The sequence below is a fragment of the Pseudomonas sp. COR18 genome (assembly GCF_048568395.1).
GTDB classification, from domain to species: domain Bacteria; phylum Pseudomonadota; class Gammaproteobacteria; order Pseudomonadales; family Pseudomonadaceae; genus Aquipseudomonas; species Aquipseudomonas fuscovaginae_B.
Genome location: NZ_CP183808.1, coordinates 1158332 through 1172469 on the forward strand (window position 1 = coordinate 1158332; position 14138 = coordinate 1172469).

At 64.4% G+C, this 14138-nt stretch carries 14 protein-coding genes; 9 read left to right on the forward strand and 5 right to left on the reverse strand.

Features of this window, described 5'->3' with window-relative positions:
- The first annotated feature begins 116 nt into the window (after positions 1-116).
- The 4 genes from ACM62G_RS05465 to ACM62G_RS05480 all read left to right on the forward strand — a co-directional run bounded on the left by ACM62G_RS05465 (position 117) and on the right by ACM62G_RS05480 (position 4155).
- Positions 117-1097, forward strand: coding sequence for a Bug family tripartite tricarboxylate transporter substrate binding protein (locus ACM62G_RS05465; protein WP_054061055.1), 981 nt, complete (start codon positions 117-119; stop codon positions 1095-1097).
- A 62-nt stretch (positions 1098-1159) separates the two neighbouring features.
- Positions 1160-1618, forward strand: coding sequence for a tripartite tricarboxylate transporter TctB family protein (locus ACM62G_RS05470; protein WP_054061056.1), 459 nt, complete (start codon positions 1160-1162; stop codon positions 1616-1618).
- 1 nt (position 1619) lies between these two features.
- The gene (locus ACM62G_RS05475) at positions 1620-3134 is read left to right on the forward strand and encodes a tripartite tricarboxylate transporter permease (RefSeq protein ID WP_054061057.1); all 1515 of its coding nucleotides are present in this window, start codon (positions 1620-1622) and stop codon (positions 3132-3134) included.
- The gene (locus ACM62G_RS05480) at positions 3127-4155 is read left to right on the forward strand and encodes an AbrB family transcriptional regulator (RefSeq protein ID WP_419736819.1); all 1029 of its coding nucleotides are present in this window, start codon (positions 3127-3129) and stop codon (positions 4153-4155) included. The genes ACM62G_RS05475 and ACM62G_RS05480 overlap by 8 nt, the downstream gene beginning before the upstream one ends.
- A 32-nt stretch (positions 4156-4187) precedes the next feature.
- On the opposite strand, the gene ung is transcribed toward ACM62G_RS05480, so the two are convergent.
- Complete coding sequence (gene ung, locus ACM62G_RS05485; protein ID WP_054061059.1) at positions 4188-4880, reverse strand: uracil-DNA glycosylase; 693 nt, start codon at positions 4878-4880, stop codon at positions 4188-4190.
- Between the two features lie 132 nt (positions 4881-5012).
- On the opposite strand from ung, the gene ACM62G_RS05490 reads away from it, so the two are divergent.
- Positions 5013-6125 (forward strand): enoyl-CoA hydratase/isomerase family protein, encoded by a 1113-nt coding sequence (locus tag ACM62G_RS05490; protein ID WP_419736820.1) that lies wholly within the window; start codon positions 5013-5015, stop codon positions 6123-6125.
- A 137-nt stretch (positions 6126-6262) separates the two neighbouring features.
- On the opposite strand, the gene ACM62G_RS05495 is transcribed toward ACM62G_RS05490, so the two are convergent.
- From ACM62G_RS05495 to ACM62G_RS05510, 4 genes are all read right to left on the reverse strand, one after another.
- A complete protein-coding gene (locus tag ACM62G_RS05495; RefSeq protein ID WP_273819458.1) occupies positions 6263-6610 on the reverse strand; it encodes a hypothetical protein in 348 nt (115 codons plus the stop codon).
- A 196-nt stretch (positions 6611-6806) separates the two neighbouring features.
- Positions 6807-7646 (reverse strand): ATPase, encoded by an 840-nt coding sequence (locus ACM62G_RS05500; protein WP_054061946.1) that lies wholly within the window; start codon positions 7644-7646, stop codon positions 6807-6809.
- Positions 7647-7760: 114 nt separating this feature from the next.
- The gene (locus tag ACM62G_RS05505; RefSeq protein WP_273819457.1) at positions 7761-8759 is read right to left on the reverse strand and encodes an NAD-dependent epimerase/dehydratase family protein; all 999 of its coding nucleotides are present in this window, start codon (positions 8757-8759) and stop codon (positions 7761-7763) included.
- A gap of 51 nt (positions 8760-8810) precedes the next feature.
- Positions 8811-9704, reverse strand: coding sequence for a LysR family transcriptional regulator ArgP (locus tag ACM62G_RS05510; protein ID WP_419736821.1), 894 nt, complete (start codon positions 9702-9704; stop codon positions 8811-8813).
- Between the two features lie 97 nt (positions 9705-9801).
- Between ACM62G_RS05510 and ACM62G_RS05515 the strand changes: the two genes are divergently transcribed.
- From ACM62G_RS05515 to ACM62G_RS05530, 4 genes are all read left to right on the forward strand, one after another.
- Positions 9802-10203 carry an ACT domain-containing protein gene (locus ACM62G_RS05515; RefSeq protein ID WP_419736822.1) on the forward strand — a complete coding sequence of 134 codons (402 nt, stop codon included), beginning with the start codon at positions 9802-9804 and terminating at the stop codon, positions 10201-10203.
- Positions 10204-10208: 5 nt separating this feature from the next.
- Positions 10209-10811, forward strand: coding sequence for a LysE/ArgO family amino acid transporter (locus ACM62G_RS05520; RefSeq protein ID WP_419736823.1), 603 nt, complete (start codon positions 10209-10211; stop codon positions 10809-10811).
- Positions 10812-10986: 175 nt separating this feature from the next.
- Positions 10987-11583 (forward strand): superoxide dismutase, encoded by a 597-nt coding sequence (locus ACM62G_RS05525; protein WP_010452821.1) that lies wholly within the window; start codon positions 10987-10989, stop codon positions 11581-11583.
- Positions 11584-11999: 416 nt separating this feature from the next.
- On the forward strand, positions 12000-14054 hold the full coding sequence (locus ACM62G_RS05530; RefSeq protein ID WP_054056379.1) for a putative bifunctional diguanylate cyclase/phosphodiesterase: 2055 nt from the start codon (positions 12000-12002) through the stop codon (positions 14052-14054).
- The last annotated feature ends 84 nt before the right edge of the window (positions 14055-14138 follow it).

The window sequence follows — 14138 nt, forward strand, 5'->3', positions numbered from 1 at the left end:
CTTCCTCCCGACCGACCTCTCGCCACACGCTGACGACTGCGCGCGCCCGCTCGCACGCCACGCTATTGCCCCGTGGAAACCGTATGCCCATAACAACAACTCCCCTGGAGAGAACAATGGACCTGTCGCTACGTAAACTCGCCCTCGCCGCCAGCCTCGCCCTGCTGGCCGGCCAGACCTTCGCCGCCGAACCCAAGCGCCCGGAATGCATCGCCCCGGCCTCCCCTGGTGGTGGCTTCGACCTGACCTGCAAGCTGGCGCAAAGCGCCCTGGTCAACGAGAAAGTGCTGAGCAAGCCGATGCGCGTCACCTACATGCCCGGCGGAGTGGGTGCCGTCGCCTACAACGCCGTGGTCGCCCAGCGTCCGGCCGATGCCGGTACCCTGGTAGCCTGGTCCAGCGGCTCGCTGCTGAACCTGGCCCAGGGCAAGTTCGGCCGCTTCGATGAAAGCGCGGTGCGCTGGCTGGCCGCCGTCGGCACCAGCTACGGCGCCATCGCGGTGAAAAGCGACTCGCCTTACAAGAGCCTCGACGACCTGGTCAAGGCCCTGAAGAAAGACCCCGGCAGCGTGGTGATCGGCTCCGGCGGCACCGTCGGCAGCCAGGACTGGATGCAGACCGCCCTGATCGCCAAGGCCGCCGGCATCAACCCGCGCGACCTGCGCTACGTAGCCCTCGAGGGCGGCGGCGAAATCGCCACGGCCCTGCTCGGCGGACATATCCAGGTCGGCAGCACCGACATCTCCGACTCCATGCCACACATCCTCAGCGGCGACATGCGCCTGCTCGCGGTGTTCTCCGAACAGCGCCTGGACGAGCCGGAAATGAAGAATATCCCCACCGCCCGCGAGCAGGGCTACGACATCGTCTGGCCGGTAGTGCGCGGCTTCTACCTCGGGCCGAAGGTCAGCGATGAAGACTACGCCTGGTGGAAAGAGTCGTTCGACAAGCTGCTGGCCTCCGACGAGTTCGCCAAGCTGCGCGACCAGCGCGAACTCTTCCCCTTCGCCATGACCGGCCCGGAGCTGGACACCTACGTGAAGAAGCAGGTCGCCCAGTACAAGGTGCTGGCCAAGGAATTCGGCCTGATCCAGTGACCACCGCCCTCTAGTCGCAGCCACGTACCCCGTGCGACGGGGGCGTGGCCCAGGAGTCGCTCATGCTCTTGCAACGTCTCTTCGCCTTCGCGCTGCTGCTGGCCTGTGCCGGCCTGGCGCTGATGGCCTGGCCTTACCAGGCCGCCTTTTCCTACGAACCGGTGGGGCCGCGCGCCTACCCGCTGCTGATGCTCGGCCTGATGGGCCTGGCCCTGCTGTACATGCTGTTTCGCCCGGCCCCACTCAAGCACAGCGAGGACGAGCCGCCGCTGGATCGCGAAACCCTGACCAAGATCGCCCTCTGCGTCGGCCTGCTGCTGGTGTTCGCCGGCACCTTCGAACCGCTGGGCTTCATTCTCAGCAGCATCCTCGTCGGCATCCCGATGGCGCGCCTGTACGGCGGCCGCTGGCTGCCCAGCGCGGTGATCATCAGCCTGATGAGCATTGGCCTCTACCTGCTGTTCGACAAGGCCATGGATGTACCGCTGCCCCTTGGACTGCTCGACGTTCTGGAGAACTGACATGGATACTTTCAGCTACCTGGGCCAGGGCTTCGGCGTCGCGCTCAGCCCCTACAACCTGGTCACCGCCCTCAGTGGCACCCTGATCGGCACCATCGTCGGCCTGCTGCCCGGCCTCGGCCCGATCAACGGCGTCGCCCTGCTGATCCCGATCGCCTTCGCCCTCGGCCTGCCACCGGAGTCGGCGCTGATCCTGCTGGCGGCGGTCTACCTGGGCTGCGAGTACGGCGGGCGGATCAGCTCGATCCTGCTCAACATTCCCGGCGAAGCCTCCACGGTGATGACCACCCTCGACGGCTATCCGATGGCCCGCCAGGGCCTGGCGGGCGTTGCCCTGTCGCTGTCGGCCTGGAGTTCGTTCATCGGCGCCTTCATCGCCACCTGCGGCATGGTGCTGTTCGCCCCGCTGCTGGCGAAATGGGCGATCGCCTTCGGTCCGGCGGAGTACTTCGTACTGATGGTGTTCGCCATCGTCTGCCTCGGTGGCATGGCTGGCGATCGTCCGCTCAAGACCTTCATCGCGGCGCTGATCGGGCTGTTCCTGTCGAGTGTCGGGATCGACGCCAACAGCGGCGTCTACCGTTTCACCGGCGATAACGTACACCTGACCGACGGCATCCAGTTCGTCGTACTGGTGCTGGGCCTGTTTTCCATCAGCGAGATCCTCCTGCTGCTGGAGAAAACCCACCACGGCCAGGAAGCGGTGAAAGCCACCGGCCGGATGATGTTCAACCTCAAGGAAGCGGCCTCGGTGTTCGTGGTCAACATCCGCTGCGGCCTGCTGGGTTTCATCATGGGCGTACTGCCCGGCGCCGGGGCAACCCTGGCCAGTGCCGTGTCCTACATGGCCGAAAAGCGCCTGGCCGGCAGCAGCGGCAAGTTCGGCCAGGGCGACAAGCGCGGCCTGGCCGCGCCGGAAACCGCCATCGGCGCCTCGGCCTGCGGTGCCCTGGTGCCGATGCTGACCCTCGGCGTACCCGGTTCGGGCACCACCGCGGTGATGATCGGCGCCCTGACGCTGTACAACATCACCCCCGGCCCGCTGCTGTTCGAACAGCAGCCGGACATCGTCTGGGGCCTGATCGCCTCGCTGTTCATCGCCAACGTCATGCTGGTGATCCTCAACATCCCGATGATCCGTATCTTCACCCGCATCCTCGCGGTGCCGAACTGGGCGCTGGTGCCGGTGATCGCGATCATTACCGCGATCGGCGTCTACGCGGTGCACGCCACCACTTTCGACCTGTTCCTGATGATCGGCATCGGCATCTTCGGCTATATCCTGCGCAAGCTCGATTTCCCACTGTCGCCGGTGCTGCTGGGCTTCATCCTCGGTGGGCTGATGGAGTCGAACCTGCGCCGGGCGCTGTCGATCTCCAACGGTGCATTGGAGATTCTCTGGGCCAGCCCGATCAGCATCGGGGTCTGGGTGCTGACCGTGATCATGCTGGCGATGCCGCTGCTGCGCATCTGGCGCAAGCGCTCCACCCAGCGCCGTGACCTGGCCAATGCCTGATCGAGCTTTTCGTCACTGGTGGGGAACCCCGCTGGTCGGCCTGGCTGGCGGCTACCTCGCCAGCCAGGTCGGCTGGCCACTGCCCTGGATGGTCGGCTCGCTGCTGGCGATCATTCTGGTGCGCTGCCTGACGCCCTGGCAGCTCACGGAGATTCCCGGTGGACGCAAGACCGGCCAGTGGGTGGTCGGCATCGGTATCGGCCTGCATTTCACCCCGCAGGTGATGGAACAGGTGTTGGCGCATTTCGGCCTGATCCTGTTCGGCGCGCTGGTCACCAGCCTGTCCAGCGTACTCGGGGTATGGCTGCTACGGCGCACCGGTGAGGACCGCGCCACGGCGTTCTTCTCCAGTATGCCGGGCGGCTCCGGGGAGATGGTCAACCTCGGCGCGCGCAACGGCGCGGTACTCAGCCGGGTCGCCGCCGGCCAGAGCCTGCGGGTGCTGGTGGTGGTGCTGTGTGTGCCGGCGGCGTTCAAGTATCTGCTGGGTGAAGGTGTGACGATTCAAGGTTCCAGTGTCGTCGATTGGCACTGGCTGGCCGTGCTGTTTCCCCTCGGCGCCCTGCTCGCCTGGCTCTGGCAGCGACTGCGCCAACCCAATCCATGGTTGTTCGGCCCCTTGCTGGTGAGCGCAACGGTGAGCATCGCCTGGGACCTGCACATCGGCCTGCCCAACGGCGCCAGCCAGATCGGCCAATGGCTGATCGGCAGCGGCCTGGGTTGTCATTTCAATCGTGAGTTCTTCCGCCGGGCACCATCATTCATGGGCCGCACCCTGATCGGCACGGCGTTGACCATGCTGATCGCCAGCCTGTCGGCCTGGGCCCTGAGCGCGCTGAGCCAGCTCGACCTGCGCTCGCTGACCCTGGGCATGATGCCCGGCGGCATCGCCGAGATGAGCCTCACCGCCGAGACCCTGCAACTGTCGGTCCCGCTGGTGACCGCCATGCAGGTGATGCGATTGCTGTTCGTGCTGTTCATGGCCGAGCCGTTGTTCCGCCACTGGAACAGACCCGCCTGAAGTCGCCGCGCCCCAGGAGCGCGGCACCCAGGTTACAGCGGTGGCAAGGCCCACTGGATCGGCGTCAGGCCGTTCTGTTCGAGGAACTTGTTGGTCCGGCTGAAGTGCCCGCAACCGAGGAAGCCGCGATAGGCCGACAGCGGCGACGGATGCACCGACTTCAACACCAGGTGCTTGGTCGAGTCGATCAGCTTCTGCTTGCTCTGGGCATGGGAACCCCACAGCAGGAACACCAGCTTGTCCTGGCGCTCGCTGACCACCTCGATGATCCTATCGGTAAAGAACTGCCAGCCACGGTTGGCATGGGACGCCGCATTGCCCCGCTCCACGGTCATGGTGGTGTTGAGCAGCAACACGCCCTGCTCGGCCCAACTCTGCAGGTAGCCGTGATTGGGGATGTCGATGTTCAGGTCGCGCTGCAACTCCTTGTAGATGTTCACCAGCGACGGCGGCGTCGGCACGCCCGGCTGCACCGAGAAGCACAGACCATGGGCCTGGCCGGGGCCGTGATAGGGGTCCTGGCCGAGGATGACCACCTTGACCTGATCCAGCGGCGTGGTGTTCAGCGCGTTGAAGATCAGCGGACCTGGCGGATAGATCTGCTTGCCGGCGGCATGCTCCTGGCGCAGGAACTCGCGCAACTCGGCCATGTAGGGCTTGTCGAATTCTTCGCGCAGCGCCTGCTTCCAGCTGGGTTCGAGTTTGATACGGTCGTCGTCGGTCATGGCGGGGTCCGGAAATCACAATGGGGCGGACACTAGGGATGCCTACCACGCTTGTCAATTGATCCGACGCATTACCGGCAGTTTCCCACACAAGGATCATACTGAGGATTCAACCCGCAGTCAGAGGTCGCGATGAACCTGCTTTTCGAAGAACTCATCGGCAGCAATGGCGCCCGGATCGGTATCGCCAGCCTGAATGCCGAACACAGCCTCAACGCCCTGTCCCTGCCGATGATCAACGGTCTGCATGAACGGCTCGATGCCTGGTCCAGGGATTCCCATGTGGCCTGTGTCCTGTTGCGCGGCAATGGCGCCAAGGCCTTCTGCGCCGGCGGTGAAGTGCGCAGCCTGGCCGAGGCCTGCCGTGCCCGGCCCGGGGAAGTGCCGGCCTTGGCGGCGGATTTTTTCGCCGCGGAATATCGTCTCGATCACGCCCTGCACACCTACCCCAAGCCGCTGATCTGCTGGGGCCACGGCTATGTGCTGGGCGGCGGGATGGGCCTGCTGCAAGGCGCCAGCATCCGGATCGTCACCCACGGCAGCCAACTGGCGATGCCGGAAATAGGCATCGGCCTGTATCCGGACGTCGGTGGCAGTTGGTTTCTCTCCCGCCTGCCGGGCAAGCTGGGGCTGTTCCTCGGCCTGACCGGCGCCCGGATGAATGCCCGCGATGCGATCGACCTTGGCCTGGCCGACCGCATCCTGCGTGACGACCAGCAGGACGAACTGATCGACGGCCTGCTGCAGCTCAACTGGCAGGAACATGCCGCGCTGCAGCTCAACAGCCTGCTCAAGGCCCTGGAACACCAGGCCCGCGAACGGCATCCCCCAGCGCAGTGGTTGCCACGCCGGGAACGGATCGATGCGCTGCTGGATGTCGCCGATGTGAGTTGTGCCTGGAAGGTGCTGGCCCAGCACACCGAGGACAGCGACAGCCTGCTGGCGCAGGCGGCGAAGAACCTCAGGGACGGCTGCCCGCTGACCGCCCATCTGGTCTGGGAACAGATCGCCCGGGCGCGCCACCTGTCGCTGGCCGAGGTGTTCCAGATGGAGTACACCCTAAGCCTGAATTGCTGCCGCCACCCGGAATTCGGCGAAGGCGTGCGCGCCCGGCTGATCGACAAGGACCAACAGCCCCGCTGGCACTGGCCGAACGTGGCGAACGTGCCGCGGGCAGTGGTCGAGGCGCATTTCCACAAGGCCTGGGAAGGGCGGCACCCATTGGCGGACTTGTCGGGCTACTGAAGCGCTGGCGCCCCAGGCTGTCTTGCAAGGCCTCATTCGCGGATGAATCCGACTCTGGCGCCCATGAGTCTCATGGGCGACACAAAACCTGTGGGAGCCGGATTCATCCGCGAACAGCACCCGCTCCAGCTGGCGGCCTAGTGCCCGCGCCCGCCATGGCCGCGTCCACCGTGATCATGGTCGCCACGCCCGCCGCCATGGTCGCCCCAGCCCTGGTAGGGATATCCCCAGCCCCGGTTCGGATAAGGCCGAGGGGGCGGTGCGTAATAGCGTGGTGCCGAGTAGTAGCGTGGCTGTGGCGCGTAATAGCGAGGTTGCGGGGTATAGTAATAGTCCCGACGGTAGTAGGAACCGCCACCGTAGTAGACCGGCGCGGGTGACGTATAGACATCGGAACGGTAGTAACTCGCGCCGTCCTCGTAGTAAGGCACACACGCAGAAAGGGTCAAAGCCAGGCTTGCCGTGAGAAGAAGTCGAAGATGCATGGCGGCCTCCCGGACCGCGAAGAAGCCGGGCCAGCGACGCTGGTCGGCATACGCCGACAGGAACGCCGACGCATACTTCTAAGACCGTGAAACCCTGATGAAGTGCCGTTTGGCAATATTTGGAAACACGCTTCCAGGACGGGTGGCAACGGCTCAAGCAGCCGCTACACAGACAGCACCGTCCTGGACTGCCCCCTCAAGGACGCGCGTTGATCTGCTGCTGCAGATTCTGGATCTGGCTCTGCAGGGTATTGATGTTGCGGGTGACCTGTCCTCGGAAGGCGTCGAACTCCGCCGTACTCGCGCCCTGGCCACCCGCCGCCTGGCGATTGTCCTGCTCGCTCTTGAGCACGATCATGTCCTGCTCCAGGCGCTCCAGGGCTGCACTCGGATTGCCCTGCTTCTTCAGCGCAGCGATATCCGCCGCATGGCTCTTGAGTTCGGCATCGTACTTGCCGCTGTCGGGCTGGGCCGCCTTCAGCGCCGCCAGGTCGCTCGCCAGGCTCTTGAGCTGAGCCTGCAATTGAGCGTTGGCCGTCTGCAGGTCCGCGGTCTGTGCGTTCATTTTCTGCAGACGCTGGTCCAGTCCGGTCTGCTGGCCGGCAACCCCCTGCTGCTGGCGATCCTGCTCCTGCAACTTGCCCTCGAGCTGCCGGACCTGCAGTTTCAACGCCTCGGTATCGCTGTTGGCACTCGACTCGCTGGAAGCCACCTTGCCGGAGATCGCCTGCAGGCGCCCCGCCGCTTCCTCGCTGATCCGCGCAAAGCTCTCCTGGGTGGCCACCAGTTGCTGCTCCATCAGCGAGATCTGCTGGAAGCTCCACCAGGCCAGCCCGGCGAAGGCGAAGAACAGCGCCCCCACCAGCGCCCACAAGGGACCTGTGCTCGCCGCCCTGACCTTGACCACCGGCGTGCTGCGCGAAGCCACCCGGGTGCGCTCACGGGCGGCGGGGCTGAGCGGAAACTCGTCGTCATCCTCCACATCGGCCCGCAGGCTCGGTACATCATCGAAATCGTCGTTGGCATCGTTACGCATGAAAGAACCTTTCCGAACCAGGTTGATGGCGAAATGCCCGAGTATAAACCCGTTGTCCGCCGCTCTGATCGACTCCGAACCGGGCGTTCGGTTCAGCATTGGTTATCGAATGTTTCAGCGGACAGTCGATTCCTGGGCCTGCCACCAGTGGCAGAACTCATCCAGTGCCGCCCACAGGCTGACCTTGGGCTCGTAGCCCAGATAATGCCGTGCGCGGCTGATGTCCAGGGTGAAATCCTTGTTCATCACCTGCATTCCCAGTCGCGACAAGGTCGGCTCCGGGCGCCCGGGCCATAGTGCGCAGGCCGCCTCATTGAGCGCCGCGACGCTGTAGGCCAGGCCGTAGGAACGGTAGCGTGTCACCTGCGGCACCTGCATCTGGCGCATCACGTAGTTGACCACGTCCCACAACGGCACCGGCGTACCGTTGCTGATGTTGTAGACCTTGCCCAGCGCCGAGCCGCCGGCCTGCAGGCAACTCAGCAGCGCGTCGTTGAGGTTCTGCATGCTGGTGAAGTCGACCTTGTTCAAGCCATTGCCGACGATCGCCAGACGGCCCTTGCGCTGCATCTTCAACAACCGCGGGAAGATACTCATGTCGCCGGCACCAGTGACGAAGCGCGGCCGCAGGGCGAGCACCTCCAGGCCGAACTCCTGGGCGCCGAAGACCTTCTGTTCAGCCAGGAACTTGGTTGCCGCGTAGGGATGCCGGAAGCGCCCGGGCACCTGTTCCTCGGTCAACCCCAGGTGCGAGCGGCCATCGAAATACACCGACGGCGAGGACAGGTGGACCAGGCGCCGCACCTGCTCCTTCAGGCACGCCTCGACGACATTCTCGGTGACCAGCACATTGCCCTGGTGAAACGCCTGGTAACGGCCCCACAGGCCGACCGCACCGGCGCAATGCACCACCGCCTCGACCTCACGGCACAGCTCGCGGACCAACTGCGGATCGCTCAGATCGCCCTGGACGAACTCGGCTCCGCGACGCACCAGATGCTCGACACCTTCGGCCCGGCGGCCATTGACCCGCACCGTATAGCCCTGCTCCAGGGCACAGCGCGCAAAGCGCCCGCCAATGAAGCCGCTCGCGCCGGTGACCAGAATTTTCATGTCGTCTCCAAATACCTTGATTCGTGTTGCCTGCTACTTAAACGCTGCCGATCACGCCAGAGGCACCAACCATTGCCCGGCCGAGCGTGCCAGATGCTCGGTGAGGTGGCCAAGCAACTGGCCCCCGTTGCGCCAATGATGCCAGTACAGCGGCACATCGACCGGTCTATCGGGTATCAACTCCACCAGTCGCCCCCGCGCCAACTGCTCCTGCGCCTGCAATTCGGGCACCAGCCCCCAGCCCAGCCCAGCTTCACTCATGCGCAGAAAGCCTTCGGCCGAAGGGCATAGATGGTGCTCGAAGCCGCCCTCCACACCCAGCGCGGCGAGGTAGCGATGTTGCAGCAGATCGTCCGGGCCGAACACCAGCGCCGGCGCCCGCGTCAGCGAATGGACATCGACCCCCTCGGGAAAATGCCGGGCCATGAACGCCGGCGTGACCAGCGCCCGGTAGCGCATGGCGCCGAGCGGCAGGCTGCGGGCACCGGCGACCGGACGTTCGCTGGCACAGACGCAGGCCGCCACCTCGCCGGCGCGCATGCGCTTGAGACCGACAGTCTGGTCTTCCACCACCAGGTCCAGCAGCAGGTGGTTGGCGACGCAGAAATCCCCAATCGCCTGGGCCCACCAGGTCGCCAGGCTGTCGGCATTCAGCGCGATACGCAGGCGCTCCGGCTGGCCTTGCTCATCCAGCGCCGGCACCTGCCCCTGCAGATCGCGTTCGAGCAGGCGCACCTGCTGCACATGGTTGAGCAGGCGCCGGCCGATCTCGGTCGGGCTGGGCGGCGTGGCCCGCACCAGCACCGGCTGGCCGACCCGCGCCTCGAGCAGCTTGATCCGCTGGGAAACCGCCGACTGCGACAGCCCCAGCACCTGCGCCGCGCGATCGAAACCGGCCTGCTCGACCACGGCGGCCAGGGCGGAAAGCAGTTTGTAGTCGAACATCAGTTTTCCTAATGAGCGATCACCAATATTGGTTTTTCTTATACAGGATCGCGCTGGAAAATACCCGCCAGCACTCTTCGAATACAAGGATACCGGCATGGCTGGCGAAACCTCCCTGGCAACCCTGCTGCGCAGCATGAGCCCACAACTGAACGACGGCGACTACGTGTTCTGCTCCATCGCCAACAGCAACCTGCTGCAGGGCCGCGAAGCGCTCGGCAGCTTTCGCGAACGCGAAGGCCTGACAGTGATCCTCAAGCGTGAGGACGCCGAGGCGCTGGGCCTGCTTTTCGACTACTGCGCCGCCTGGATCACCCTGAACGTGCATTCGGCGCTGCAGGCCGTCGGTCTCACCGCCGCTTTCGCCGGCGCCCTGGGCAAGGCCGGAATCAGCTGCAACGTGATCGCCGGCTACTACCACGACCACCTGTTCGTCGGTCGCGATGACGCCGGGCGCGCCATGGCGGTACTGCACGATCTGACCCGCACAGGAGCCTGAACAGCATGTGGCAGAGTTATGTCAACGGCCTGCTGGTCGCCGCCGGGCTGATCATGGCGATCGGCACCCAGAACGCCTTTGTCCTGGCGCAGAGCCTGCGCCGCGAACACCATCTACCGGTTGCCGCGCTGTGCGTCGCCTGCGACGCGATCCTGGTGGCAGCCGGCGTGTTCGGCCTGGCCACCGTGCTGGCCCATAACCCGACGCTGCTGGCCGTCGCCCGCTGGGGCGGGGCCGCGTTCCTGATCTGGTACGGTAGTCAGGCCCTGCGCCGCGCCTGCTCGCGGCAGAGCCTTCAGCAGGGCGAGAGCCAGACCGTACGCTCGTTGCGCGCCGTCCTGCTCAGCGCACTGGCGGTGACCCTGCTCAACCCGCACGTCTACCTCGACACGGTGCTGCTGATCGGCTCCCTCGGTGCCCAGCAGAGCGAACCCGGAGCCTACGTCGTCGGTGCCGCCAGCGCCTCGCTGCTGTGGTTCTTCACCCTGGCACTGGGGGCCGCATGGCTGGCTCCCTGGCTGGCCAGGCCGGCGACCTGGCGCGTCCTCGACCTGCTGGTGGCGGCGATGATGTTCGGCGTGGCGGCGCAACTGATTGCGGCCGGGTGAGGGGACAAAAGGCTCTGGAACCTTTATCCCACACAGTTGTTGCGTGGTTAAGCCGCTACCCCGGTGCTATGATCGGAAACCTGCGCCGCAAGGGGTACAAACTCCACGGCGCATTGTCGGGCCGCCCGTGATCGGCCTTGCGCTCCCCGCAACTGACCTGATTAGGAGAATAACCATGGCTTTCGAATTGCCGCCGCTGCCCTACGCACACGATGCCCTGCAGCCGCACATCTCCAAGGAAACCCTGGAGTTCCACCACGACAAGCACCACAACACCTATGTCGTGAACCTGAACAACCTGGTGCCAGGCACCGAGTTCGAAGGCAAGACTCTGGAAGAAATCGTCAAGACTTCGTCGGGTGGCATCTTCAACAACGCCGCTCAAGTCTGGAACCACACTTTCTACTGGAACTGCCTGGCGCCAAACGCCGGCGGCCAGCCTACCGGTGCCCTGGCCGAGGCGATCAACGCCGCCTTCGGTTCGTTCGACAAGTTCAAGGAAGAGTTCACCAAGACTTCCGTCGGCACCTTCGGTTCCGGCTGGGGCTGGCTGGTGAAGAAGGCTGACGGCTCCCTGGCCCTGGCCAGCACCATCGGCGCAGGCAACCCGCTGACCAGCGGCGACACCCCGCTGCTGACCTGCGACGTCTGGGAACACGCCTACTACATCGACTACCGCAACGTGCGTCCAAAGTATGTCGAGGCGTTCTGGAACCTGGTGAACTGGAAATTCGTCGCCGAGCAGTTCGAAGGCAAGACCTTCACCGCTTGAGACTGAAGCCCGCCTTCAGAAAAAACCCGGCCCTGCCGGGTTTTTTTATGCCTGGACAGAACTGGCTGCCGGACCGGCGGGCGACCTTGGGGAGGATTGCGCGGGCCAGTCCGGCGCCTGCAGGCCATGGGCCTGCGCAGAGAGCGGGCCTGCCGACCAAAGGCCCTCGCCCTCTCCCTTATCGCTAAAACGAATGAGCCGGGGCCCGCCAAGTCAGCTAAATTGAAGGAGGTACCCTCAAGTTAGGCCACTCCCCTACCGACACAGTACCTGATGAACCGAAGGGACGGAAACCGCGTTCGGGTCGAGCAAACGTACCGATCATCCCCAGTCGCATTGTCCCTTTGACTGCCGGAGCCGGATTGCCAATACTCATGGCAACTTGATGCTACCCGCACGGAACAAGGAATAGCCCTTTGAAGCTGGAACTCAAGCACAGCTTGTCGGTGAAGTTGCTCCGGGTCGTGCTGTTGTCGGCATTGATTGTCGGCGTGGTACTGAGCTGCGCGCAAATCGTGTTCGACGCCTACAAGACCCGCCAGGCGGTTGCCAGCGACGCCCAGCGGATCCTCGACATGTTTCGCGACCCCTCGACCCAGGCCGTCTACAGCCTCGACCGGGAAATGGGCATGCAGGTAATCGAAGGCCTGTTCCAGGACCAATCCGTGCGCATGGCCTCCATCGGCCACCCCAACGAAACCATGCTCGCGGAGAAATCCCGCGATCTGCAGACCTCCTCCAGCCGCTGGCTCACCGACCTGATCCTCGGCCAGGAACGCACCTTCACCACGCAACTGGTTGGTCGTGGCCCCTACAGCGAGTACTACGGTGACCTGAGCATCACCCTCGACACCGCCACCTATGGCCAGAGCTTCATCGTCAGCTCGGTGATCATCTTCATCTCCGGCGTACTGCGGGCGCTGTTGATGGCCCTGGTGCTGTACCTGGTCTACCACTGGCTATTGACCAAGCCGCTGTCGCGCATCATCGATCACCTGAGCAATATCAACCCGGATCGCCCGGCGGCGAATCAACTGCCGCTGCTCAAGGGTCACGAAACCAACGAGCTGGGGATCTGGATCAATACCGCCAACCAGTTGCTGGCCTCGATCGAACGCAACACCCATCTGCGCCACGAGGCGGAAAACAGCCTGCTGCGCATGTCCCAGTACGATTTCCTCACCGGTCTGCCCAACCGCCTGCAACTGCAACAACAACTGGACAAGATCCTGGTCGACGCCGGACGCCTGCAGCGGCGGGTCGCGGTGCTGGTGGTCGGGCTGGACGACTTCAAGGGCATCAACGAACAGTTCGGCTACCAGACCGGCGACCAGTTGCTGCTCGCCCTGGCTGACCGTCTGCGCGCCCACAGCGGCCGTCTCGGCGCCCTGGCCCGCCTGGGCGGCGACCAGTTCGCCCTGGTCCAGGCCGATATCGAGCAGCCCTACGAGGCCGCCGAGCTGGCGCAGAGCATTCTCGACGACCTGGAAGCGCCCTTCGCCCTCGATCATCAGGAAATCCGCCTGCGCGCGACCATCGGCATCACCCTGTTCCCGGAGGATGGCGACAGCACCGAGAAGCTGCTGCAGAAGGCCGAACAGACAATGACCCTGGCCAAGAGCCGCTCACGCAACCGCTATCAGTTCTATATCGCCAGCGTCGACAGCGAAATGCGCCGCCGCCGCGAGCTGGAAAAGGATCTGCGCGAAGCCCTCAACCGCAATCAGTTCTATCTGGTCTACCAGCCCCAGATCAGCTACCGCGACCACCGGGTGGTCGGCGTCGAGGCGCTGATACGCTGGCAGCATCCGGAACACGGGCTGGTGCCACCGGACCTGTTCATTCCGCTGGCCGAACAGAACGGCACGATCATCGCCATCGGCGAATGGGTACTGGACCAGGCCTGCCGACAGCTGCGCGAATGGCACGACCTGGGCTTCACCGACCTGCGCATGGCGGTCAACCTGTCCACCGTGCAACTGCACCACGCCGAACTGCCGCGGGTGGTCAACAACCTGCTGCAGATGTACCGCCTGCCACCACGCAGCCTGGAGCTGGAAGTCACCGAAACCGGCCTGATGGAAGACATCAGCACCGCCGCCCAGCACCTGTTGAGCCTGCGCCGCTCCGGTGCACTGATCGCCATCGACGATTTCGGCACCGGCTACTCGTCGCTGAGCTATCTCAAGAGCCTGCCACTGGACAAGATCAAGATCGACAAGAGCTTCGTCCAGGACCTGCTGGAGGACGACGACGACGCGACCATCGTCCGGGCGATCATCCAGCTGGGCAAGAGCCTCGGCATGCAGGTGATCGCCGAAGGCGTGGAAACCGTCGAGCAGGAGGCCTATATCATTTCCGAAGGCTGTCATGAGGGCCAGGGCTATTACTACAGCAAGCCACTGCCGGCCCGCGAACTGGGCGCCTATCTCAAGCAGGCCCAGCGCAGTAACGCGGCAATGCTCCAGTAAGCGGAGCGGTACGCATATACCGATCCGTAATCAAGCAGCAGATTATTAGTAAATATTTCAAAGACTAATCCTTTACACAAAATG

Bases quoted from the DNA above. Each gene is read 5' to 3' on its own strand.
- ACM62G_RS05480 (WP_419736819.1), top strand. From the start codon at position 3,127: ATGCCTGATCGAGCTTTTCGTCACTGGTGGGGAACCCCGCTGGTCGGC.
- ACM62G_RS05505 (WP_273819457.1), bottom strand. From the start codon at position 8,759: ATGAAAATTCTGGTCACCGGCGCGAGCGGCTTCATTGGCGGGCGCTTT.
- ACM62G_RS05490 (WP_419736820.1), top strand. From the start codon at position 5,013: ATGAACCTGCTTTTCGAAGAACTCATCGGCAGCAATGGCGCCCGGATC.
- ACM62G_RS05475 (WP_054061057.1), top strand. From the start codon at position 1,620: ATGGATACTTTCAGCTACCTGGGCCAGGGCTTCGGCGTCGCGCTCAGC.
- ACM62G_RS05515 (WP_419736822.1), top strand. From the start codon at position 9,802: ATGGCTGGCGAAACCTCCCTGGCAACCCTGCTGCGCAGCATGAGCCCA.
- ACM62G_RS05495 (WP_273819458.1), bottom strand. From the start codon at position 6,610: ATGCATCTTCGACTTCTTCTCACGGCAAGCCTGGCTTTGACCCTTTCT.
- ACM62G_RS05465 (WP_054061055.1), top strand. From the start codon at position 117: ATGGACCTGTCGCTACGTAAACTCGCCCTCGCCGCCAGCCTCGCCCTG.
- ACM62G_RS05520 (WP_419736823.1), top strand. From the start codon at position 10,209: ATGTGGCAGAGTTATGTCAACGGCCTGCTGGTCGCCGCCGGGCTGATC.
- ACM62G_RS05500 (WP_054061946.1), bottom strand. From the start codon at position 7,646: ATGCGTAACGATGCCAACGACGATTTCGATGATGTACCGAGCCTGCGG.
- ACM62G_RS05510 (WP_419736821.1), bottom strand. From the start codon at position 9,704: ATGTTCGACTACAAACTGCTTTCCGCCCTGGCCGCCGTGGTCGAGCAG.
- ung (WP_054061059.1), bottom strand. From the start codon at position 4,880: ATGACCGACGACGACCGTATCAAACTCGAACCCAGCTGGAAGCAGGCG.
- ACM62G_RS05525 (WP_010452821.1), top strand. From the start codon at position 10,987: ATGGCTTTCGAATTGCCGCCGCTGCCCTACGCACACGATGCCCTGCAG.
- ACM62G_RS05470 (WP_054061056.1), top strand. From the start codon at position 1,160: ATGCTCTTGCAACGTCTCTTCGCCTTCGCGCTGCTGCTGGCCTGTGCC.